Annotated in this window: 17 protein-coding genes and 2 pseudogenes; 7 read left to right on the forward strand and 12 right to left on the reverse strand. The window is 56.3% G+C overall.

Going from position 1 to position 23205, the window contains the following annotated elements; translation table 11 throughout:
- Positions 1-118: 118 nt before the first annotated feature.
- A complete protein-coding gene (locus tag RVM27_RS13315) occupies positions 119-511 on the reverse strand; it encodes a septal ring lytic transglycosylase RlpA family protein (RefSeq protein ID WP_039176927.1) in 393 nt (130 codons plus the stop codon).
- A 314-nt stretch (positions 512-825) separates the two neighbouring features.
- On the opposite strand from RVM27_RS13315, the gene RVM27_RS13320 reads away from it, so the two are divergent.
- From RVM27_RS13320 to RVM27_RS13330, 3 genes are all read left to right on the forward strand, one after another.
- On the forward strand, positions 826-2265 hold the full coding sequence (locus RVM27_RS13320) for a hypothetical protein (protein WP_287806210.1): 1440 nt from the start codon (positions 826-828) through the stop codon (positions 2263-2265).
- Between the two features lie 116 nt (positions 2266-2381).
- Entirely contained in the window at positions 2382-3170 is a 789-nt protein-coding gene (locus RVM27_RS13325) for an RsiV family protein (protein WP_287806213.1), read from the forward strand.
- Positions 3171-3308: 138 nt separating this feature from the next.
- On the forward strand, positions 3309-3797 hold the full coding sequence (locus RVM27_RS13330; protein WP_287806216.1) for an NUDIX hydrolase: 489 nt from the start codon (positions 3309-3311) through the stop codon (positions 3795-3797).
- On the opposite strand, the gene RVM27_RS13335 is transcribed toward RVM27_RS13330, so the two are convergent.
- Entirely contained in the window at positions 3780-4658 is an 879-nt protein-coding gene (locus RVM27_RS13335; protein ID WP_287806218.1) for a DMT family transporter, read from the reverse strand. The genes RVM27_RS13330 and RVM27_RS13335 overlap by 18 nt on opposite strands.
- Before the next feature lie 134 nt (positions 4659-4792).
- On the opposite strand from RVM27_RS13335, the gene RVM27_RS13340 reads away from it, so the two are divergent.
- Both RVM27_RS13340 and RVM27_RS13345 read left to right on the forward strand, forming a co-directional pair.
- Positions 4793-5665: a LysR substrate-binding domain-containing protein gene (locus tag RVM27_RS13340; RefSeq protein WP_287806221.1), complete on the forward strand. Its 873-nt coding sequence runs from the start codon at positions 4793-4795 to the stop codon at positions 5663-5665.
- Positions 5666-5753: 88 nt separating this feature from the next.
- Positions 5754-6311, forward strand: a complete 558-nt coding sequence (locus RVM27_RS13345) for a cytochrome b (RefSeq protein ID WP_153842194.1) — start codon at positions 5754-5756, stop codon at positions 6309-6311.
- A gap of 20 nt (positions 6312-6331) precedes the next feature.
- On the opposite strand, the gene RVM27_RS13350 is transcribed toward RVM27_RS13345, so the two are convergent.
- From RVM27_RS13350 to RVM27_RS13365, 4 genes and pseudogenes are all read right to left on the reverse strand, one after another.
- Positions 6332-6964, reverse strand: a complete 633-nt coding sequence (locus RVM27_RS13350) for a diguanylate cyclase domain-containing protein (protein ID WP_498957781.1) — start codon at positions 6962-6964, stop codon at positions 6332-6334.
- Positions 6965-7012: 48 nt separating this feature from the next.
- A pseudogene (locus RVM27_RS13355) lies at positions 7013-7252 on the reverse strand (7TM diverse intracellular signaling domain-containing protein); the annotation flags it as partial.
- 88 nt (positions 7253-7340) lie between these two features.
- Positions 7341-7967 (reverse strand): annotated as a pseudogene (locus tag RVM27_RS13360) (7TMR-DISMED2 domain-containing protein); the annotation flags it as partial.
- A 160-nt stretch (positions 7968-8127) separates the two neighbouring features.
- Positions 8128-8994, reverse strand: a complete 867-nt coding sequence (locus RVM27_RS13365) for a LysR family transcriptional regulator ArgP (protein WP_153842196.1) — start codon at positions 8992-8994, stop codon at positions 8128-8130.
- 155 nt (positions 8995-9149) lie between these two features.
- Here RVM27_RS13365 and RVM27_RS13370 point away from each other — a divergent pair, with 155 nt between their 5' ends.
- On the forward strand, positions 9150-10805 hold the full coding sequence (locus RVM27_RS13370; RefSeq protein ID WP_287807420.1) for a multidrug ABC transporter permease/ATP-binding protein: 1656 nt from the start codon (positions 9150-9152) through the stop codon (positions 10803-10805).
- A 46-nt stretch (positions 10806-10851) separates the two neighbouring features.
- On the opposite strand, the gene RVM27_RS13375 is transcribed toward RVM27_RS13370, so the two are convergent.
- Together RVM27_RS13375 and RVM27_RS13380 are read right to left on the reverse strand one after the other, a co-directional pair.
- Positions 10852-11619, reverse strand: coding sequence for an ABC transporter ATP-binding protein (locus tag RVM27_RS13375; protein WP_228168706.1), 768 nt, complete (start codon positions 11617-11619; stop codon positions 10852-10854).
- Between the two features lie 177 nt (positions 11620-11796).
- A complete protein-coding gene (locus RVM27_RS13380; RefSeq protein WP_058578701.1) occupies positions 11797-13143 on the reverse strand; it encodes a glycerophosphodiester phosphodiesterase family protein in 1347 nt (448 codons plus the stop codon).
- Positions 13144-13389: 246 nt separating this feature from the next.
- Between RVM27_RS13380 and RVM27_RS13385 the strand changes: the two genes are divergently transcribed.
- On the forward strand, positions 13390-17127 hold the full coding sequence (locus tag RVM27_RS13385; RefSeq protein WP_498956805.1) for a non-ribosomal peptide synthetase: 3738 nt from the start codon (positions 13390-13392) through the stop codon (positions 17125-17127).
- Positions 17128-17263: 136 nt separating this feature from the next.
- Here RVM27_RS13385 and RVM27_RS13390 read toward each other — a convergent pair whose 3' ends face one another.
- From RVM27_RS13390 to RVM27_RS13405, 4 genes are all read right to left on the reverse strand, one after another.
- On the reverse strand, positions 17264-18151 hold the full coding sequence (locus RVM27_RS13390) for a TroA family protein (RefSeq protein WP_498956806.1): 888 nt from the start codon (positions 18149-18151) through the stop codon (positions 17264-17266).
- 162 nt (positions 18152-18313) lie between these two features.
- On the reverse strand, positions 18314-20482 hold the full coding sequence (locus tag RVM27_RS13395; protein WP_058578662.1) for a TonB-dependent siderophore receptor: 2169 nt from the start codon (positions 20480-20482) through the stop codon (positions 18314-18316).
- Positions 20483-20601: 119 nt separating this feature from the next.
- Entirely contained in the window at positions 20602-21894 is a 1293-nt protein-coding gene (locus RVM27_RS13400) for a lysine N(6)-hydroxylase/L-ornithine N(5)-oxygenase family protein (RefSeq protein WP_054641353.1), read from the reverse strand.
- A 23-nt stretch (positions 21895-21917) separates the two neighbouring features.
- Positions 21918-23030, reverse strand: coding sequence for a GNAT family N-acetyltransferase (locus tag RVM27_RS13405; protein ID WP_058578661.1), 1113 nt, complete (start codon positions 23028-23030; stop codon positions 21918-21920).
- Positions 23031-23205 lie beyond the last annotated feature (175 nt).

The raw sequence follows: 23205 nt of genomic DNA on the forward strand, positions 1-23205 counted from the left end.
CTTTCAGGTTCATTAGGCCATAAAAAAGCGGCCCCGCTGGGGGCCGCTTTTAGTCAGCAGGTTGCATGGCAACGCTGATCGTTTAAGGGGTAGCACACGCTCGCGGGTGTGTTATCCGTTAATCTACCAGAGTGATCATCACTGGGGCGGTGCCTCGGCGTACCATGCCTAGTGCGCGCGCCGCTCGCTTTGAAAGATCGATGACTCGTCCCTGAACGAAGGGACCACGATCATTGATCATCACTTCTACTTCCTGCCCTGTATCGGGGCGAGTGACCAGCACTTTGGTACCGAACGGGAGGCTTGGGTGAGCCGCCGTGAGGGCTTGCTGATCAAAGGTTTCACCGCTAGCGGTAAGGGCTCCCTGGAAGCGGTCACTGTAGAAAGACGCAACGCCTTCTTCTAGCTCCAGGTTTACTGCTGATTGACTGGCAACTGCTTGGTGAGCGGTAGAAAATACCAGCAGTGTGGCCAGGCAACTCGTTCGTACCAGGTGTTTTAGGGCTCCCATTGGAGTACCTCAGAGGTTCGTGTCGCGGACTCCGCTTTCATCGATGAGGCGCCAAATTGGCCAGGTGATAGTAGCCCGCGTATGGCGAGTCGGCAAGCTTTAAGAAGATCGGTGCAAATAGCTCCATAATTGCGTTTTTTGTAACGAATCATTATGCCTTTGTGTTTCAGTAAGTTAACGGCGGCGGTGCAAGGTGGAATCGAGCGTCAAAAGCGTGGGTTATTTTTATTGAAATGCTCACTTTAATGGATCGAAGCGCCTTATAATCCGATGACGCTATATCGGCGTTTTTGCCTACGATCAAGGATGCACCTATGGCCAAATCCTCTCCTGTTACTCTGCTGCTGGTCGCTGTGGGCGGCGTTGCGGTGGGTTACTTCGCAGCACAGTCTCTCTCTCAAACCCCCTCCACACCGGACACGGTGGAAGTTTCGGGTGAGGTTGCCAGTGATTCAGGCTCCAGGTTCGAAGGGTTGGAGACCCTGGCGCTTGGCGAGCGTGGCCGAGGCGAAATCACCTCTGCCAATGAGCTGAACGGTAACGACGGTAGCCGCTTTACCCGCTATGTCATCCAGCTGGATGAAGATGCGCTGGTGGAGGTGTCGCTGCGCGGTGCCTTGCAAGGCATCGTGGCGCTGTACGATGATCAGCTGGAGCTGCTCTCCAGTGCCGATACCGTGCGTTATAGGGTGAAAGAGAGCGGCGACTACATGGTCGTGGTCAGCGGAGCCAATGCCCAGAGCTATGGCCCCTTCAGTGTCGAAGCCCGCACCATCGAACTGAGCGACTCCGACACATTGGCGGTGGGCACGCCCATGGATAGCTGGCTGGAGAGCACTCCCCGCGAAGTCACGTTGACCGTCGAAGAGGCGGGCATGTACCAGATCGAGATGCGTGCCGATGAATTCGACGCCTATCTGGAGCTACGTGGCCCCAACGGCTATTACCGGGAAGACGATGACAGCGCCGGTAACCTGAATGCCCGCATTGCCGATTTTCTGGAGCCGGGCGATTACACGGTGACCGCAAGAAGCGCTTTTGGTGATGGCAGCGGCCTGTTCACCTTGGCGGCAGAACCGCGTGAGCTTCCGGGCGATGGCGACCTGCGCAATGACGGTGCCATTCAGTCGGGTGAGTCGTTGAATGGCTGGTTCAGCGGGCAGCCCTTGAGCTACGAGCTCGAGATCGAAGAAGCCGGCATGTACCAGATCGAGATGAATTCCAGCGATGTGGATGCTTATCTCGTGCTGGAAGGCGCCAACGGCTATTACCGTGAAGACGACGACAGTGCCGGTAATCTGGACGCCCGTATTGCCGATTTCCTGGCACCGGGCAGCTATCAGATCACGGCCCGCACGGCGTACGGTACCGACAGCGGCCTGTTTACCCTGTCAGTGGCAACACGTGAGTTGCCAGAAGACGTAGAGCTGCGCAACGAAGGCGAATTGACCCCCGATGAAACCATCAATGGCTGGTACAGCGGCGAACCGTTGACCTATCAGCTAACCTTGACGGAGAGTTCGCGGGTAACGCTGGCGATGAACTCCACTGACTTCGATACCTATCTCGAACTGTATGGCGAAGGTGTCTCCTACAGTGACGACGACGGCGGTCAGGGAACCAACGCCCTGCTGGAGCAGGCGCTGCTACCGGGTACTTACACCGTGAGCGCCCGTGGTTTCAGCGCCAGCGGCAGTGGGATGTTCGAACTGCAAGTGGAAGCAGAGCCTACCGAAATGCAGCCCGACACCTAAGAATCGCCCACGCGTGCCGGTGTTTACAACAGCGCCCCTGCCATACTGCAGGGGCGCTGCCGTTCTACCACGACCCGCCCGCCTTATCAGGACGCATGATCCACAAGGAGGTTATGATGTTACGCACGTTCAAAACGCTAGGAGCAGGACTATCACTCGCCGGAACGCTATTACTAGGTGGCTGTTTGGCCGCTGATAAATCTCCCCGCGAGCCGATTGCCCTGGCCTCGCTTGCCGTGGAAAAACAGTACGTGGCGTCAGGTTGCCAGGACGAGCAGTGCTCGACGGTGACTGTCTCGGCACTGACGTTTCCTCAATCGTCCACACTGAGTGACGCCTTGCGAACACGCTTGCTCACTCTAGGCATGGCCATCAGCGACGAGGAAGCGGCGCAGCCTGCACAGAGCTGGGACGAGTACGCCGATCGTTTCTTGGCCATGGCGGCGGAGGATAATCGTGTTGCGCCAGGCAACATGACCAGCGAGGCATTGTTGGAAGCGTCGGTCTACGCACGTCACCACGATCTACTAGTGATCGAGCTAAACAGCTATGTGTACCACGCAGGCCAGGCTCACGGACTGCCGCTGACGGACTATATGGTCATTGATGAGCGCGAACATCGTGTCGTCGAGCCCGACGAGATGCTGTTAGAGGGGCAAGCGGCTGCTTTCGATGCGCTGTTGACAGAGGCACATCGGCGCTGGATCACCGAGGCGGGCTTCGATGAGCAGTTTGCCGTTGCCTGGCCGCTTAGCCCGAGTCGCAACATTGCGCCGCTGGAGGATCGCTGGGAAGTGACCTACAACGTCTATGAGATTGCGCCTTATGCAGTGGGCCAACCCACGCTCACCCTCCCTCTTGATGCGTTGGCGGGGATAGCCAAGCCCCGCTACCTAGGGCAATGACGCGACTCGAGCAATCGCGCCTAATGGCTTAAAACAAATCGCCGATGATTGGCTACGCTGAGAAGCAGCGGCCCGCATGAGACGTGCTGGCCGCTGCTTTTTTATTCATCCACTTAGATCGATAGGCATGGACCGCTTATGACACTCGATACGCAAGCCGCTCGGCAGGTGCAGCTACTGGTCGTTGACCCAAAGGGGCATTTGCTGCTCAAACGCGATGAGTCGCTTGACCATTGGACGCCATTGGGTAGCGCATTAGCACACGATGATGATTATCCAGCCGCAGCGATACGCCTGCTTTATGCAGATGTCGGGCTTATCTGTCCTTTGGGGCCATTACTTCGTCAGCGCCGACAAACCGATAGCGCAGGCCAGCCCTTCGAGGAGCGCTTTTTCCTGGTGCGCTGCCCCGACACTCAGCCGACCCCCCACAGAAGCCTTCAAGGCACGCGGTTATTGGCCCACGGCGGCGGCACTGCGCCTCGTTTTGCATGGTGGTCGCTCGCGCAGATGCAGAGCGCCGAAAGCGCCGAAAAGGAGGCCTTTTCGCCCTCCTGGTTGCCCGAGCTACTGGCCAGCGTGCTGTTTAGCGAGATGATGATGCCCACCTCAGCGGCCCGCCTTTAAGCAGCCCACTACCACCAGTAGCGCGGCGGTGGGAAGCCGCCAGTCAAGCACGCTCATGCCGGCCAAGACCAGCAACAGCGCTGCCAGAATGGGCACGCCGTAAGCCAAGCTGCCCACGAGGCTAGCCTGACCAAAGCGCAGCGCTTTGTCCCACGCCACCATGGCGATGCCGTAGGGCCCCAAGCCCAACGCGATACCGGCCACCAACGCTTCACCACGAGGAAGCGCAACGCCGCCCTCGAGCCAGACACTCCCAAGACAGGTGAAGGCGCAGGCTATTAGCAGCAACCGCGGCAGTAGCGGCGTCAATGCGATGGGAGCCGCTTGACCCAGCCATGAGTAGAGTGCCCAGCAGCACGCCGCAAGCAAGGCCAACCCATAGCCCGAGGCCACACCACCGAAGCCGCCGTTGAGCGCTTGGGGCAGCAGCAATATAGCAGCGCCCGAAAAAGCAATCAGCGCCCCAGCCACACTGGCCCAATGCAATCGGCCCCAGCGGCTCCACTGGCTCAACAAGACGAACAGTACAGGCCATGTATAGGTGATCAGCGCCGCCTCTGCGGCGGGAGCAAGACGCATACCAATGAAGTAGCTACTGACGGCGCCTACGATCAGCAGCGGAATACCTAGCCAAACGCCCAGCTTCCAGCTCAGCGCGCCGCGTGCCATCGGCACGCGGCGACTCAGCGGGAGGGTAGCCAGTGCGCCTGCCAACAGTGTCAGCGCGGTTAGCTGAAGGGGGGCGGTGGCACGGGCAAGCTCCGCCATCAGGGGTGCCATGCTCCATAATGTGACGGCCACCAGGGCCGCACCGATACTGTAGGACGGGGATTGCAAAATCGATGAGTGACGGGTCTGCATCGCGCGTCTCCTTGTGTGTTGACTCACCCTGGTGGCAGCGAGCCTTGAAATACCTTCATGACGCGCAGCATACTCATCACAAACACATCAAGATAACGATCTTTTTTGATCGATAACATCGACAATGGTGATATATGAGGGCGCCTACCTTTGACCTAACGCTGTTGAGAACGCTGGTGGCCATTGCAGATACCGGCAGCGTTACTGCTGCGGCCAAACGGCTGGCGTATACGCAGTCCACCGTCAGCATGCAGCTACAGCGGTTGGAGGCGCAGTTGACGGTCAGCTTGCATGAACGAGAAGGGCGGCGGCTGCGCTTTACCCCAGAAGGAGAGCGTCTGCTAGCCCATGCGCGAAAACTGCTCGCCCTCAATGATGACGCCTGGAGCGATATGCAGGCCCGCCAGATTACCGGCGATCTTACGCTGGGCATTCCTGAGGATTACGCCTCGTTGCTGCCGTCGGTATTCGCGTATTTTCATCAGCTCTACCCGGCCGTGGGGCTGACGGTTCAGTGTGGTACCAGCGCGCATTTGGTCGAACAGGTGAAAGCCTCGGCGTTGGATTTGGCGCTGGTGACGCGCCAGCGGCACTCGCCCGGGGGCGATGTGATTCGCCGTGAGCCGCTGGTCTGGGCGGTGGGGGTGCATCAGCAGCCCTCCATGAGTGACCCTATTCCACTGGCGCTTTACATCCCAGGCGCGGATGTATTTCGCGAAGTGGCCGAGCAGGCGCTGCAAGCCGCCGGGCGAGATTGGCGTGTGGCCTATACGAGCCAATCCATGGCGGGGCTAGCGCCGATTGTCACGGCAGGGCTGGCGGTAGTGGTGGTCACGCGCAGCATGCTCACGCCTATGCTGCGCCCGCTGGATGAGAGCAGCGGGTTGCCTGCACTGCCGATGATCGAGCTGGCGCTCCACCGGGCACCTCATCGGCCTTCCGAGCCCGCTCGTCGGCTTGGAGAATTGATCCGCGAACAGCTAGCGGCTCCCAGCGAAGCGTTATAAGGTAAACCGCTGGCTAATCATTATTTTTCTAACGGGTCGACGTTGCACTATGCTGACGGTGACGACATGGCTGGGCAGGGAGTCTTGAATGCACGAGTTAGATCACTACATCTATCCACACCGGGTGCTGCACTGGCTGGTGGCACTGGCGGTGCTGCTCTCGCTGGCGAGCGGCCTGACACTGGGGTTTTTGGGCTATGAACGCACCTTGGCGTTGGTCGGGAATACGCTGACCAACATGCTCTATACCAGCCATAAGACGCTGGGAGTAGCGATTCTGCTGCTGATGACGCTTCGCATCATCACGCGGGTCGCCTTCGTGGTGCCGGACCATGACCCGCCTTTGAACGCTTTCGAGCGTGTCCTCAGTACCAGCGTTCATCACTTGCTTTACGCGGGGCTGGTAGCGATGCCGTTGATCGGCTGGGCCGCCACGGCAACGGGCGGTTTTCCCGTGGAGTTCTTTCACTGGCATTTGCCGGGACTGCTAGGCAAGAACGAAGCACTCTCAGACACCCTCTTCATGTGGCACGAGCGTTTGGGCTGGGCACTGGTCGTATTGATCACACTGCACGTGGCGGGCGCGCTATTTCATTGGCGAATCAAGCGCGATAACGTAATGAAACGCATGAGCCTGTTTGATTGAATGCCCCATCCCTGCAAATGTCACGCTGAACCGTAGCCATAAAAACGCTTGGTTTGGCGTGATTTTTGGGCATACATCTGACGATCGGCCTCTTTGAGCAGTTGGGCGAAAGTGGCGTTGCCGTCGCGGCTAAGAGTGACGCCGATGCTGATCCCTACGTGGATCATGGTTCCGCAGGGTAGTTTGATGGGGTCGCTCAGGGCTTGAGTGATGCGGCTGCAGATGTCCTCCAGCAAGCTGGGGTGTTGAATTTGCTCCAGCAGCAAAATGAATTCGTCGCCACCAAAGCGAGCACAGTGATCTCCCTCGCGTGCAATATGTTCTAACCGCTTGGCTACTTGCTGAAGCACGAAATCCCCTGCCTCATGCCCATACTGGTCATTGATCGGTTTGAAGCGATCCAAGTCGCACATGATGAGCGCGAGTGGCTCCCCGTGAGTATGGCTACGCGCCAGGGCAGCATCGGCATGCCGAACTAAACCGTGCCGGTTGAGTAGCCCTGTCAGCATGTCGTAATTGGCGAGCTTCTCTAGTGCTTCGGTCCGAGTCGCCACTTTGGCTTCTAAAATGGCCTCTTGTTTTTTCAGCATCGCCACGGTATCGGCTTGCGCTTGCTCTTTTTGCCTCTTCAATTTATTGAAACGTGCCGCCAAGGCAAAGGAGAGCAGCAACATTTCGATGGCGGAGCCAATCTGAATGCCGTGGAGCGTGACGAAGTTGGCGGGCAATATACTCATGTTGCGCAGTGCAAACACGGCTACGCCAAGTAAAAAGATCGACCATGCCACAACGAATAGGCGAGCACTGGGGACGCGTCGCCATGAGCAATAGAGTCCGCAAACCAGTAGTAGTAGGGCAGCTGTAAAGCCTGCGATATCCATCAATATCAGCGCCGGTTGGATAGGGATGACGAATACCGTGATGAGCACCCCCCAGCACATAAAGCGAAATCGCGTGAGCGTCCGGTGCCAACGTGAAGCCGAAGGCAAACAGCGAGTAGTAGAGGAAGACGCGTTCTTTGAGGCCAAAGAAAAGCAAAAAGTTATACAGCCCCAACGCAAGCAACATGCCGAAGTACGTGGCGAGCCAAAAATTGTGGCGGTCGTTTTGGGCGTAGAACGCTTCGGGCGTCATGACGCTGTAATTCAATACCTTGCTACCGGCAGCCGAGACTTGACTATACAGCGTGACGGTTTCGTCGCCTGCTAAGGTCACAGGAAAAATGGCCTGACGATGAGCGAGGGCGCGCTCTGATAGCGGCAGGGCACTGCCGCTTTGCTGCACGTCGGTAAAGTGCGCCCTCAGCGTATAGAGCGTGACGTGATCCAAAAAAGGGTATTCGAACGTGACCAGCCACGTGGCAGGGCGTGGGGAGGGATTATGCAAGCGCGTGGTTAGCCAAGTGTCGCCTTGCGTATAGCCAAAGTGCAAATCAGATTCACTTGTAACGGGTTGAAAATCGTCCGTGCGGGCTAGCACATCACGCAGCGTCAGGGGGGTATCGGTATGCCAATAGCGGGTCACGTCATTAAGCGAGTAACGGTCGTGTTCGGGAGATGCCGACAGCGTATCAGCAGCGTTGACCTGACTGCCTGCAATGAGTAAGAGCGTAAGAAAAGTGGCAAATAGGCGCTTCAAACAACCGTTAGCATCCATAGCGTTCGCTTTCTTGATGTTTGTTGTTACTCCGCTCAGGCAACCCTGATCGCTAACGAAAAGGCGAGATAATGACGCCCCGTCCTATCAAACAGCATGACAACGTTCTAAAAACATTTTGATTGTAGACGCGTTTGTCCCCAAGTAGATGAGAATGATGCTAAAGCGTGAGATGGCTCAGCCTTTCGGTCAGCCGTTGTATCAACTGCCCACTGTGTCGCCAAAAGTGCCAATATAGGGGGACGGTCAATCCATGCCCTGGTGCAATGCTCACCAACTGACCTGACTGTAGCGACTCGGCGGCCTGCCGCTGGGGAATCATGCCATAGCCAATGCCGGCGGCTGCCAGCCGAACGAAGCCCTCTGATGAGGGGCATAAATGGTAGGGGAAATATCCCTGATAGCCCCACTGCGCTAAAAACTGATGCTGTAGCTGGTCGTGTGGGCCAAATACGATGGCCGGTGCGTGTTGAAACGCATTCAGGCTTGGGCCGTCCGGGAAATAGCGTGCCACGTAGGAGGGCGATGCCAACGGCTGATAGTGCATGTCACCGACGTGCAGGCAGCGAGCGCCGGCGATGGGCTGGGGAGTGGCGCACAGGCAGGCTGCCACGTCGCCATCGCGCAGTCGCTTCAGTCCAACGTCCTGGTCTTCGATGACCAAGTCCATCAGCACCCCTTCCGACTGACAAATATCCGCCACGGCATCGGCCCACCAAGTCACGACGCTGTCGGCATTGATGGCGATGCGCAGTCGCGGCGCGGCTTTTTCCAAGGTCGGAAGCGCCTCGTGTAAGTCCCGTTCTAGCAGCTGCACTTGCTGATAATGGGCAAGCAACCGCTGGCCTGCGGGCGTGGGTGCTAGCGTGGGGTGGCGCACCAGCACCGGCTGGCCCAAGCGGACTTCCAGCGCCTTTATCCGCTGTGAAATGGCCGACTGCGAGAGGCCCATCATGTCGCCTGCCCGCTCGAAGCCGCCGCACTCCACCACGGTGGCTAGTGCGTGAAGTAGTTTGTAATCCACCATGACGCTCTCTCTGTTGTTGGCTAGGGCAGTTAATCAATCCCGAAACGATGCGTAAAGGCGTGTACGCAATTTTCGTAAATGAAAATCAGTCTCTTTGTTTGATTTATCGGATAAGTGCGTCACAATTCGCCGCCTATGCGTAAAGGGGAGGCATCATGGAATTATTGCGGGTGGTTTTCCGTCACTATCGCTGGCCGTTTTTAGGCGCGCTGGCATTGAGCCTGGTGAGTGCTGGGCTGGGGGTGGGCGTGATTGCGTTCATCAACCAGCGGTTGATCGAAGCGGGCAGTGCCCTCGCTGCACTGCCACAGTTTTTGGGATTATTGGCGCTGCTGCTGGCGGTGACGCTGTGTACGCAGCTAGCGCTTACCTTGCTGGGCCACCATTTCGTCTTCGATCTGCGCTCTCGGTTGGTGAAGCGGATTCTGGATACCGATATCGAGCGCTTAGAGCAGCTTGGCAACGCCACGCTGCTGGCGAGTCTCTCGAGCGACGTACGCAATATCACCATCGGCTTCGTGCGGTTGCCGGAGCTGGTGCAGGGCGTGGTGCTCACGCTCGCTTCGGTGGCGTATCTTGCGTGGCTCTCACCGCAGATGGTGGTGATTACCGTGCTATGGATGGCGTTCACCATGGGGATCGGCTGGGTACTGGTGTCGAAGGTGTATCGTCATTTCCATCAGGTGCGCGAAAGCGAGGATCGGCTGTATAGGGATTACCAGTCGGCCATCGAGGGACGCAAGGAGCTAGCGCTCAATCGTGACCGGGCACGGCGCTTTTTTGATGAATCCTACACCGCGAACGCCAAAGCGTATCGTCACCATATCATCCGCGCAGACACCTACCACCTCAGCGCCAATAACTGGTCCAACATCATGATGCTGGGCGCCATTGGCGTGGTCTTTTTCATGGCCAACGTGCTGGGGTGGGCAAGCCCCGCGGTGGCGGCCACCTTTGCTTTGACCCTGCTGTTTTTACGCACGCCCTTGATCCAAGCCGTGGGCGCATGGCCGACGCTGATCAGTGCCCAAGTCGCTTTCGATAAACTGGCCAGTCTGGCGCTAGCCGAGCATCGGCCGGGCTTCGACGTCGAGGATCGTTTCGAGGGTTGGCAGCGCTTGGCGCTCACCAACGTGGTGTATCGCTATACCCCAGCGGCGGGTGGCGAGGGTTTTCAGGTGGGGCCGCTCACCCTCACGCTGGCGCGTGGTGAGCAGGTGTTTTTGATCGGCGGCAACGGCAGCGGTAAATCGACGCTTGCACGCTTGCTCTCGGGGCTTTATCGACCGCAAAGCGGGCAGATTAGCGTGGATGGTAGGGAGCTTAACCGGGAGGAGTGGACCGCGTTTCGAGCGCGCTTTGCCAGTGTCTTCACCGACTTTCATCAGTTCGACCAAGCCATGGGGCCAGGCGGCAAAGCAGCCGACCCGCGACTGGTCGAAACCTGGCTCGAACGGTTGCAGATGCAGCAGAAACTGGAGTGGCAGGGTGATCGCGTAGTGAATACGCAGCTCTCGCAAGGGCAGCGTAAGCGCTTGGCGCTGCTACTGGCGATTGCCGAAGAGCGGGATATTTTGCTGCTGGATGAGTGGGCGGCCGACCAAGATCCGCAGTTCCGGCGGCTCTTTTATCGTGAGCTGCTCCCCCATTTGAAAGCGTTGGGCAAAACCGTGTTTGCCATTAGCCATGACGACAGCTACTTCGTCCATGCGGACCGTTTGCTGGAAATGTCCAAGGGGCAGCTAAACGAGCTGACGGGAGCACAGCGCGCCCAGGCCAGTGAAGATGCGGTCGCGCAGATTAGCTCGTGAGCCTACAGTAGCCACCGACGCAGGGTGGCCACTTTTCAGCGGCCAGCTACTGGGCAACGGCGATATTGTGCTCTCCATTGGGGTGGCGTATGACTTGCATCGGCAACCCGTAAATGGCTTCCAGGGTGCTGTCGCGCATTAGCTCGTGGGGAGACCCGTGTGCCAGGAGGCGACCGCTGTGCAGGGCCATCAGCTCATCGCAGTAGCGGGAGGCCATGTTGATATCGTGCAGCACGATCACCACGCCCAGATCGAGCTCGTCGCACAGCTTGCGAATCAGCGCCAGCACTTCGATTTGATGGGCAATATCCAGCGCTGCCAACGGCTCGTCCAACAGCAGGAAGCGGCTGCCCTGGGCAAGCAGCATCGCCAGCCAAACCCGCTGGCGTTCGCCGCCGGAGAGGGTGTCGACCAGGCGGTCGGCGAAGGCTTCCGTATGCGTGAGCGCAATGGCGCGCTCCACGGCTTCTTTGTCGGCCTGGGTGTGGCGCCCTAAGAGGCCGTGCCACGGGTAGCGGCCAAAGCCGACCAGCTCGCGCCCGGTCAAGCTCTCGGCGCTCGGCAGGTGTTGGGGAAGGTAGGCCACCTGACGGGCAAACTCACGATGCCCCCAGTCACTCAGCGGTCGCTGATCGAAATGGATCGCGCCCCGAGCGACCGGCTGCTGCTGTGCCATCAGCTTGATGAGCGTCGACTTGCCGGAACCATTATGGCCAATCAGGCCATACACCTTGCCTTCGTGAAACGTGTGCTCGATGGGATTGAGGATGGGTTTGCCATTGACTTCAAACGTAGCGCCTTTGATCTCGAACATGGACGACTCCTAGTGGCGAATGCATCAATCATCATGCTGCCATTCTAGTGCTAATGGTTCTCATTTTTAATGAAAAAATGAAAAAAATAGCCGACCGCTAGAGAGAGATCGTGAAAGCCGATCCGCACGCAAGGGGCATGCGACTCGGCTGAGGGCTTGGATCATCCGCGCGGGCCGTCAAGGCGCGTTGCGCGCGACACAGTTATCGTAGAAGGTGACCGTCGCGGGCCAATCGCTGAACACGCCGATGGCGCCGACGTCATTGACCAGCGTATCCAGCGTCAGCAGTTTGTCGCCATCACGCTGGATCACGTCTCCGGTGGTGCGGTGGTACCACTGCCCGCCGTCCCCGAGGGGGCCGGAACGTTCGAAGGTCCAGGCGATGATGTCCAGGCCTGCTTCCCTTGCACGGCGGGCATAGCGCGATGCCTGTAGGCGTCTTGCCTGCGCGTCGTTGCCAAACGCGGGGTTCGGTTCGACCAGCATCCAGGTGGGCGGAGCAATGATGCGCACGCCGTGCTCCACCAGGGAGGCCATGCTTGGCTGCCATGTCTCGGGCCGAGTGTGGTCGAAGCCTTCATCGCCGTAGCGACCCTCCAGATAGACCGCTTGACGGCCAAAGGCCGGTTCATGCTCGATCCAGTAGAGCACGTCGTCGATGTCGAACGACTGCGGAAATACGTCGTCGGGGGAGACGCCAGCCGCCTTGTACTCATCGATCATCTTTTGTGCGTAGGCCTGCTGCGTGAACCCCTCGGGGGTATGCTCGGTGAACGGCATGTCGACCTCGGGGGATTTCAGTTCCGGCGCCATCATGACCCCCAGCTGCTGGAAGAGCGCAATACTGTCGGCATGGCTCATCAAGGTACCACGGGATGCATAGAGGTCCGTGCGCCACCCTGGAGTGCCCGCCACGTACTCCTCGATACTCGTGGCATCGCTATTCACGCCCTCCATTTTGCCTTGCAGCGTATGAAAATCCGCGAGCGTTATGTCACTGGTGCAGCAACGTATATCGGCCGCGTTGGTCAAGGCGCCAGTGACGTCATCGAACGCTGGCGGCACGCTGCACTGCTCGGCCAGCGCCGTTTCGACGATATTGGTGGTCGCGTGGAGATCACACTGCGAGTGGCGGCAGACCAGCGCTTCGTCGGCGGTGAAGGCGACGTCGCACTCCAAGATGCCGGCGCCGCCCTGAGCGCCTGCGATATACGACTCTAACGTGTGTTCGGGAAACTGCAGCGGTGCGCCACGATGTCCTATCGACAGCGGCGAGCGGTGCCAGGTGGTTTGCTCGGCGGCACAGCTCAGTAGCGACGCTTTGAGTGCCTGCTCATGGGCATTGCCCGCACTCATATCGTTGACCAGAAAGAGCGGGCGGGGCCCCAGCGTCACTGCCTGCGCCGCCTCGATCAGCGCTTCGTTCCAGCGGGGCGTCTTCTCGCTCTCTTCAGCAATGGCTAGGGCAGGAGCCAGCAGGCTACCTAGCAGCAGTGTGCGGGTGAGAAGGCCGGTCGTCGTCATCATCGAGTCTCTCGTGGGCGCAAAAGGCGTCTAGTTGAGTGTAGGTGAGTGTCGCGGGTTATCGAGTCGACCTTAGGGTGTGCTGATGGGGCCGTGGCTTTGTCGATGCGGTATATCGTTAGAACGACCTCGTTTTGCAGAGCCGATTGACTTGCCTTTTTCAAAAGATAACAATAATTGTTTGCAATATAGACAATTCTTCGCACCGCCGTACTCTGGGAGGGGCTTCGTGAGCCGGTGCAGGTGGTGTACAAGCATGCTGCCCTGGAGCTTGAGTGGCGGGAAGTGAGTCAAGATTCCTCTCTCAACATTGCCGAACAGCTGAACGTCGAGGTGGATCCCCAATATCACCGCCTGGATGTGCGCCGAGCACCCATGCTAAGAGCGATTGCTGCATACGATGCCGAGCTAAACCGCTGGCTTTTGCAGTTACCTAGCCACCACCTGGTGATGGATCACACCACCCTTGAGCTATTGGTAAATGAGATCGCTCTGATTCAACAAGGCCGTGAAGACGAGTTGCCTAAACCGATCCCATTCCGCAACTTTGTAGCTCAGACTCGGTTAGGGGTGAGCCTAGCAGAGCATGAGGCTTTTTTCCGTGCGCGGCTGGGCGATATAGATGAGCCGACAGCGCCTTTCGGATTACTGGACGTACTCGGCGATGGAGGGGATATCGAAGAAGTGCGCGTTCCTGTGGAAACAGAGCTTGCCCAGCATGTGCGGCGACAGGCGCAGCGGTATGGTGTCAGCACGGCCAGCTTGTTCCACTTAGCCTGGGCGTTGGTTCTGAGCAAAATCACGGGGCATGACGATGTGGTATTCGGTACCGTGTTATTCGGACGCATGCAAGGTGTGGAAGGAGCCGAACGGGCGTTGGGCATGTTTATCAATACGCTACCGGTGCGGATAGAAATGGGGCCTCAAAGTATCGGTAAGTGTCTTCGCCACACGCATGACGCTCTGTCTGAACTACTTCATCATGAGCATGCCAGCCTGGGACTGGCACAGCGCTGCAGTGGTTTACCTGGGAGGACTCCGCTGTTTACCAGTTTGCTGAATTACCGTTATAGCGCCCCTCAACGAGCGGGACGTCACGCTCATACCTGGAAAGGTATGGAAATGTTAGGTGGTCAAGAGCGTACTAACTACCCGATCACCATGTCGGTGGATGACCTGGGTCATGGCTTCCAGCTGGAAGGGCAAGTTAGTCGTGTCATCGGCGCTCAGCGGCTATGTGATTACATGAGTACTGCGATGGCCGGGATTGTGAAGAGTCTTCAAACGGCGCCTCAGCAACCCATGAGCGAGATCAATCTGTTAGCAAAAGACGAGCGTCAATTGCTGGACAAGTGGGGTGAGAATGCTCAGCACTGTTCTGACACTTCTCCAGTGCATCAGTTGATAGAGCGACAGGCGGAAGCAACGCCAGAGGCCACGGCTCTCATCTTCGACGATCAGTCGCTCAGCTACGCCGAACTCAATACCCGTGCCAACCAGTTGGCCCATTATCTGATCGGCCTAGGTATACAACCCGAGACCCGTGTGGGCATTGCCATGGAGCGTTCCATAGAGATGGTGGTGGGGCTGCTGGGCATCCTCAAGGCCGGCGGCGTCTATGTGCCGCTGGATCCCGAGTATCCCTTGGAGCGGCTGGCCTTTATCGCCGACGATAGTGGCATCGAGCTGCTGCTGACCCAGCACCACTTGCGCGAGTCCTTGCCGCTAGCGGCTGGCCTTAGCGTTGTTGAGTTGGATCGACTGGACGTGGCACATCACGCCTCTACCGATCCATCGGTAACACTGCACGGCGAGCACCTCGCCTATGTGATCTACACCTCGGGCTCCACCGGGAGACCCAAAGGCGCTGCCATCCGCCATGATGCCTTGACCAACTGCATGGTCTGGATGCAGGAGACCTACCAGCTCACCGATACCGATGCCGTACTGCACAAGGCGCCGTTCGGGTTCGACGTCTCGGTGTGGGAGATTTTCTGGCCGCTGAGTGTCGGGGCACGTTTGGTGATTGCCCAGCCAGGCGACCATCGAGATCCAGAGCGCATCATCGAGCTGATCCAGCGGCACGGCGTCACCACGCTCAACTTTGTGCCCTCCATGCTCAAGGCCTTCCTGGCCTATCCCGACGTCAAAGCCAAGACGCGTCTCAAACATATCATGTGCGGTGGCGAGGCTGTTCCCGCCTCGCTGCAGAAGGACGTGGCGGAGTGTCTCGATGGGGCTAACCTTCACGATCTTTATGGCCCCACCGAAACCACCATTCATGTCACGCACTGGTGGTGCCGTGATGACGATCACCGCCAGATCCCTATTGGGCGGCCCATTAGTGGTACTCGCACCTACATCATGGATGATGACCTTAACCTGGTGCCCCAGGGCGTCGCGGGAGAGTTGTACCTGGGCGGGGTAAGCCTGGCCCGTGGTTATCTCAATCGCAGTGATCTCACGGCGGAGCGTTTTATTGCCGACCCATTCCATGAGGGCGAGCGCCTCTACCGTACCGGTGACCTGGTGCGCTGGCGGGAGGATGGTCAGCTCGAGTACCTGGGCCGCCTCGACCACCAAGTAAAAATCCGCGGTCTGCGGATCGAACTGGGCGAGATCGAAGCCGAACTGCTCGCTCAGCCGGAGATTCGCGAGGCGGTGGTGGTCGCCCAAGAAGGCCCCAATGGCGCCAGGTTGGTGGCCTATGTGGTTCCCCAGGCCGACAGTGAACTCGACACGAGTAAATTACATGATCGACTGGGCCAACAGTTGCCAGACTATATGGTGCCGGGTGTCGTGATCATGCTCGACACACTGCCGCTGAATGCCAACGGTAAGGTGGAGCGCAAAGCATTGCCTGAGCCTCATCCAGGAGAGCCCCGGGATTACGTGACACCTTCCACACCAGAGGCACACCAACTCGCTGAGATTTGGCAGCAAGTGCTGGGCATTGAGCGGGTCGGCGAAACTGATAATTTCTTCGAATTAGGTGGTGATTCTTTGCTAAGCCTAAAAGTAATGAACCATGTGCAAGCGCTGCGGGAACCTAAACTCGACTTCAAGCTATTCGACCTGATGCAGAAGCCGACCATTGCTGATCTGCTGGAAGTGAGGAATCACACTGAGGTTCTGCCCAAAGGGGCTCTCATGCTCAATGGCGAGTGTCGCACTCAGCCGCCGCTATTCTGCATTCATGCCGTGATGGGAACGGTTTTTGACTATCAACCGTTGGCTCGGCGCTTGCAGGGAGTATGCACGGTTTACGGTCTGTCTTGCCGAATGTTGACCGACCCACAGCATCGAGATTCATCACTTGAAACAATGGCTGATGACTATGTGGAGACGATACGCCGCATACAACCCGTGGGGCCCTATCGGCTATTGGGATGGTCTCTTGGTGGAGCATTGGCCGCGATGATCGCGGCACGTCTTGAAGGGGTGGGGCAAGACGTGAGCCAACTGGCTTTGATAGATCCCTATGTACCTGGCGGTGGTCTGCATAGCGAGGATAGCTGGCAGCGAGATTTTGCAAACTTTGCATCGGTTATATTGCCAAGTGTTTCGCTTGAAGCTCGGGATGGTAAGGAGGAGAGCAAGGAGGAACCGAGTGAGGAGGAGGTTGCCCTTAAGCTGTCGAAGCTAATGGCGTCATTCGATGCATATGGTCGTGAGGGTTACGCAACATTGGGTAGCGAGGAGCTTGCTAGAATATTCTGCGTGGCGCGGCATTTGAAGTACCTTTCACTACAGCTTGATGCCTTGCCTGCATTGGACTGTGACGTGGACTGCTGGTGGGAATCGAAAAGAGGTTGGGAAGAGCGACAGGCGTTAGCGAACCAGTTAAATCGAATCCCGAGAACCTCAATTGAAACTCCCCATGACCACTTCTCAATTGTTGGGGATGAGGATCTGATATCTCAGGTGGAGGAGCTACTGGAAGCAAGTGCTCATCGGTATATCGGTGAGCAGGTGCCAGCTTGAGTAAAGGTTTTATGACCTCTTGCCTATAGAATAACTGTAGCGGCATGCCGCTACAGTTATTTCATCTATAGTATTCTACTTGCGTGAACTGGTTAGGATGAAAGTAAAAAAAGTATGCTCATTAAAATTGTGTCTATCATAGGGCTTTCACCAAGGCATTGGCAAAGCGTTGAGCGGAGGGGAGGGCACCCGCTATCCAGAAAGAAGACGACAAAACAACAGAATCTCCTTGCTGGACACTGGGGAGGTAACGCCACATGCCGCTAGTCTCGATATTATTTTCTATACCTATGGGGAATGCACTTTCGATGACAATCAGTCTCGCTTCTTCCACATTGAAAAGCTCTCTGATGCTTACTAGTGAATAGCCCCACTGATTGGTTTTTTCTGTCCATGCATTGCTTAAATTTAACTGCCGAAGCACCTCCTGAAACATACTATTCTCGCCATATACTCGGACATAGTGCTCATTTACTAGTTGAATAACTAGCAGTGGTGGCTGTGAGCTTAGGTTACTTCGCAATTCTTCAAGATGAGATCGTGTGTCCATAATTAGCTGTTCCGCTACAGCTTTTTGATCGACTGATACACCAATTTCAAGAGCAAATGCATCAAAGCTTGACCACAGACGGCCACTCCTATTTTCGACATAAGGATAAGATTGGATGATGGTATAAGGTGCAATGTTAGCTAACCTTTGCCCGAGGCGAACTTGGCTAGGAGACAGAAGGATATGATGAGGTTCGATGCTGCTTAGTAGTTCCATGTTTGGAAATGTCTGTGTTCCAATATCTATGATGTCGACATCTTTGTAGTTATCGCCAGTCCATTTATGGAAGGCTGCGGTATTGCCCAATGAGACAGCGCTAGGATCAAGAGAGAGAAGTGTTTCTGCAATTGTCCAGTCAAAGACTGCAACAGATGGAGGCAATTTAGTTGCCAGTGCTGGGTTAGTGGTTAAAATAAAACCAACTAAATAAACAGGGGTACGCCAAGACCTAGGCAGAAATCGTAAAAAACTCACAGCGAACTCCTTTAGAAAAAATAAAAATTCCCAAAAAAAGACTGATTAAATATTAGTGTATAAAAAATGATAGATACTCACTATCAAAAATTCAGCCCTACCTAAGCAGGGCCGAATAAAATACATGTAAATCGAGATGTTGGGGAGTGCTATGCTGATTTTTTAAAAGTCATATTTCATCGTCATCATGAAATTGCGTGGTGCACCGTAGTAGTTATGTCGGGTTTCTCCCCGAACTGAGGAGTAATACTCTTTGTCGGTTAGGTTGTTGCCGTTAAAAGAGATATCCAAGTTCTCATTGACTCGATAGCCGACCATGGCTGACACGGTGGTATAGCCTCCTTGCTCTATACGCGTATCTCCGCTTTCGGCATAAACACTGCTGACTGTATTTATGCCAGCTCCAAGGCGCCAGCCCTGATTTGGATTATCGCTGAATCGATAGCGTGACCATAGGTTGAAGTTATGCTCCGGCGTGTCCGGCGAGAGTGTGAGTCCTTCCGAATTAGCATCTCTTACGAACTCTGTCTGTGTATAGGCATAACCAGCGCTGAGATCCCAGCGAGGCAACAGTTCGCCGCTAACTTCTAGCTCGAAGCCTTCACTTTTTGCTTCGCCGATAGGAATCGAGAAGCCAGGATTATTAGGATCAGAATATGCGCGATTGGTGTCTTCGATACGGAAAACTGCAGCATGCCAGTTCAAGCTACCCTCGGCATGTGAGCCTTTAATACCGGCCTCGTATTGCTCACCCTCTCTTGGCTTGATAGGGTTGCCGTCACTTCCTACAGCCGTTTGTGGCTCAAAAATGCCAGTGTAGCTTGTGTATAAGTTGAGCCCTTCGTTGAGGCGATAGATCAATCCTGCGTAGGGGATAAACTCAGTGCCATCATCACCGGACGTTTCACCACCAAGAAAGTTATTGGTTTCCCACCAATTTATACGGCCACCAAGCGCAAGTGTAAAATCATCCATAAGATTGAATCGAAACTGGCCGTAAGAGGCATATTGTTCGATATTAAGCTCAGTCCTACCAGGTGTGCCATCGAAATCTGGTTCTGTACGGTTATGTATTGGGTCAAACAGATTCTGAGGAAGATATTGAGGGTCGCCGAAGACCCATTGATTACTTAGCTCACTACTCTGATAGCTGGTGCCGAATACGGCTTCATGAGTTGCTCCAGCTAGTTGGAATGGGGTGCTAAACTGGGCCTCCAAATAATCGTCCTGCTTCTCCAGATCCCAAGCGATCTGACGAATCGCAAACTCGCCGGTATTTTGATCAGCGACTAGAACTCCTTCACTACTTTTTCTTAGGCTTGCATCGCGATCCAAACGATTAGCTTTAAAGACTATTTCGCCTCCATTAGCTAGGCGATGCTCAAGTTCTATAAAATAGCGTTGTGCGTCTCCTGTCTGCTTATCCCAGTCAGATCCGATATAGGTAGAGCGGTCTACATTGGGTAGAGTGCCATCACTGTAAGCTGGTAATCCAGAGTGCGGTCTAAACTCTTCATCTTGCACAGTAACGCCCATTGACAGTGTCGTTTCGGGAGACAAGTCAAACTCAAGCGTGCCATAGCCGATTTGGTTCTCTGAGTAAACGTGATCAATAAAAGAGTCTCGATCATCGTAGACACCGACGAAACGGCCCCGTACTTGCCCTTCGCTGTCTAACGCGCCGGTAACATCAACAACACCCCGATAGGCATCGTCCGTACCTGCAGAAATAGATACAGAGGCTTGGCTCTCAGCTAAAGCACGCTTACGAACTAGGTTGATAGTGCCGCCGGGTTCGCCGGCGCCATGGAGAATGCCCGCAGGTCCGCGCAATACTTCAATTCGATCAAGTAGTGCGGGGTCAAATACTCCGGCACTTTCCCAGGCACTGCCCGCGCTCTGAACAGGACTGCCATCCATAAGGAAGGAATCAATATTATAGCCTCGAGCCTTGATAACATACTGATTAGGACCGTACTCATTTACGGTGATGCCTGTGACATTTCGTAGGGCCTCAGACAGCGTGGTAGTCCCTTGATCATCGAGGCGATCTCGTGTAACAACGCTAATAGATTGCGGCGTTTCCTGCACAGATTGTGAAACTAAGCCAATGCTAGTGCTTTCGCTAGTGTAGGAATTGCTGTTTTCGGTCATGCCGTAGGGCAGGCGATCCCCGGTGACAGTGAGTGTAGACAGCTCGCTGCCATCATTGTCAATCGAGTGGTTTGTCGACGTAGCATTTTGCTGAGCAAGCACAGCTGCCGACGTACTGCAGGCAGCAACAGCAATGGCGGCCGTAAGCCACCGCTTGCGGAAAGTGGGTTGGTTCACGAATGTTCTCCTTAAATGAGGTTCATTTTAATTTTGTGTAAATCTTAATTGTTATTGTTTGCATTATGAGTATATGAACCCCGAAGTCAACATCAAGTGAGCCTCGGGGTGGCCGAGCACTATGGCGCGGTGACTTCTTGCTTACAGGGCGAGGATGCATATAAGGCAGTTTTCTGATCTAGTGCAGCACAAATCTCACTTGTCCTGGCTGCCAAAATCGACAGCAATGTATCGCTCAAGCCATGGGTGGGCTCGCAGCTGCCTTGCAGGAAAATAGCCGGTTTGAACTCAGGCTTGGTATAGAGCTGATAGCGGCGATTGACGGCAAAATCGGGCAGGTAGTCCGCCACCGGAGCCAGCAGCCGTTTATGGGTGTCGCGTACATAGCCGGTGGCTAACACTACGGCGTCGTAACGGGTGATATCCGTATGGCCAGTCTCCAAATCACGCACTTTGAGCTCGACGCCTTCAGGGCCTGCTTCACTGCCGATCACCTCATGGCGGCGGCGGAAGCGGTGGCGGGCCTGGCCGGTGACTTTTTGCTGGTAGAACACATCGTAAATCTCCTGAATCAGTGCCAAATCAGGGGCCGAGTAGTTGGTGCTTTTGTACTCCTGCAGTAGTGCTTCCCGCTGGCCGGTGGGGTTGTTGAACACGTAGTCGGTGTACTCGGGGTTGAAGATTTCGTTAACGAAGGGGCTATCATCCGAGGGTTTGAAGGCCCAGGCTCGACTGATCAGATCCACCTGGATGCCTTCACGGCCGTGCAGATCCAGGAAGATCTCAGCCGCGCTCTGGCCCGCACCAATTACGGCGATGCGTTTGGGGGCGTATTGCTTTGCCAGCTCTCTGAGGTAGTGGCTGGAGTGGAAGACCCTTGGGTCGTCTTTTAGCCCGGTGAAGCACTCCGGCACGTTGGGCGCCCCGCCCACGCTGATCACCAGTGAGCGGGTGAGCCTTTCCTGTACCGCGCCGCTCTCATCCCGTGAGCGAACGCGAAGGTAGGCGACCTCGTCGCTGTCCGTTTCGGGCAGTACTTCAAATACCTCCTCTCCATAGGCGCACTGGTGTTCAAAGTGGCTGGCCGTCCAGCTCAGGTAATCATTGAATTCGTGACGGCTGGGGAAGAAGGTCTGCAGATTGATGAAGTCCTGCAGGCGGCCTTTGCTGTGCAGATAGTTAAGGAAGCTGAAGCGGCTTTTAGGGTTACGTGGCGTGACCAAATCTTTCAGGAAAGAGATCTGCATATGGGCGTTGTCCAGCAGCATATGCGGGTGCCAGGCAAAGCAGGGTTGGCGCTCAATGAACAAGGCATCCTTCGCTTGCCCTGTCTGACGATGTTCGTCGAGCGCAATGGCCAGGGCAATGTTGGAGGGGCCGAAGCCGATGCCGATCAAGTCATGAATATGCATAAGGGTCCTCGTGGCTGACGTGTTTATAAGGTGAAGCGTGGGTCGGGTCGTGGCGCTGACCCAGGGTGGGGCGGCAGCGGAATCCAGCTGCGCTCGTTGAAGAAGTGTTCGCGAAGCTGCATGCCGAGCATGGCCCGCTTATGGGGGAAATCGAACGCCTTGACGTGGGCGTAACCGCACTGGGCAAGGTTGCGCAGCATTTTGGCGTTATCCACCCGGGGTTCGATCACCAGGCGCTGAGTGCGGCAGTCATCGAGAAACAGATAGTGCGAGAGGGAGGGCATCCAGGCCGCCACATATGGCCGCCCTCGAAAAGCCGCTTCGCCGATGAGTACGTGCCAGCCGCGGTCAAAGTCATCGGCTGCGTAATAGGCACCGATGCGATCCTCCTTGGCCCAATAGGTCTCGAAATAGCCGAAGGGCTCGCCGTCGATACAGCCGATCAGCGGTAACACGCTGGGGTTTTGCAGGGTGCTCTCTAGCCGCTCGCGGTGCTGTTCCAGGTCGCCCTGCTCCTCCCAGAAGTGGGCGACGACCGGGTCGTTCATCCAGCGGTTGAAGCGTTCCAGGTCGAGCGCCAGGTCAAGCACGCGAAAGCTCACCGTGGCATCGAGCCAGGGAATATGGCGCTGATAGACCGTGCCACTGGGGCGCGGTGGGCGGCGTGGATGGCGTTTTCCATTCGTAAGGATCGGCTGCTGGGGGTAGGCGCGCAGGGAGGGGGAGGTAAGCCAAAGGGTGGGCAGCTGCCAAAATAGCTCCGCGTAGGCCCAGAGTTCTCCCTGGTTATCTTTCACGGCGATGCCGGCGGCACACAGGTTGGCATGCACGACGCTGGGTAAGCGAAGGCGTATCGCCACAGTGGCCGGGTGAAAGGTAAATGCCCCTTCGATCGCCGCGAGCAACGCCGGGAGTGGGGGGGCGGAGCGCTGCGGCCAGCGCAGCGTCAAGGTGTTGCTATCGTCCTCCAATGACCACTCAAGACGTTCTTGATCACCCTTGACGAGCAGTGACTGCGTGGTGGCATTCGCAATGACGTGATAGCCCACGCCCTCGGGACGTGAGAGCAACGCGGCTTCCGCGGGGCTTTCATAAGATGCGTCTACCTGTGTTTGTGCCTGGACAGAACGGGACACCGCAAAGCTCCTATCGATGAGAACGGATCAAACAAGGAACAGCCGTCGACATCACCTGCCATGGGCCGGTATGACGGACTTCTTTATCTAAGGACGAATGAGAATGAGGCTTGTTTACGTAATGGTGGGTTAACTTTTTGCGGGAGCGATTCGTCCTTAGAGGTAGCTGTCGGTT

Source organism: Halomonas sp. KM007 (assembly GCF_050709225.1).
GTDB classification, from domain to species: domain Bacteria; phylum Pseudomonadota; class Gammaproteobacteria; order Pseudomonadales; family Halomonadaceae; genus Vreelandella; species Vreelandella hamiltonii.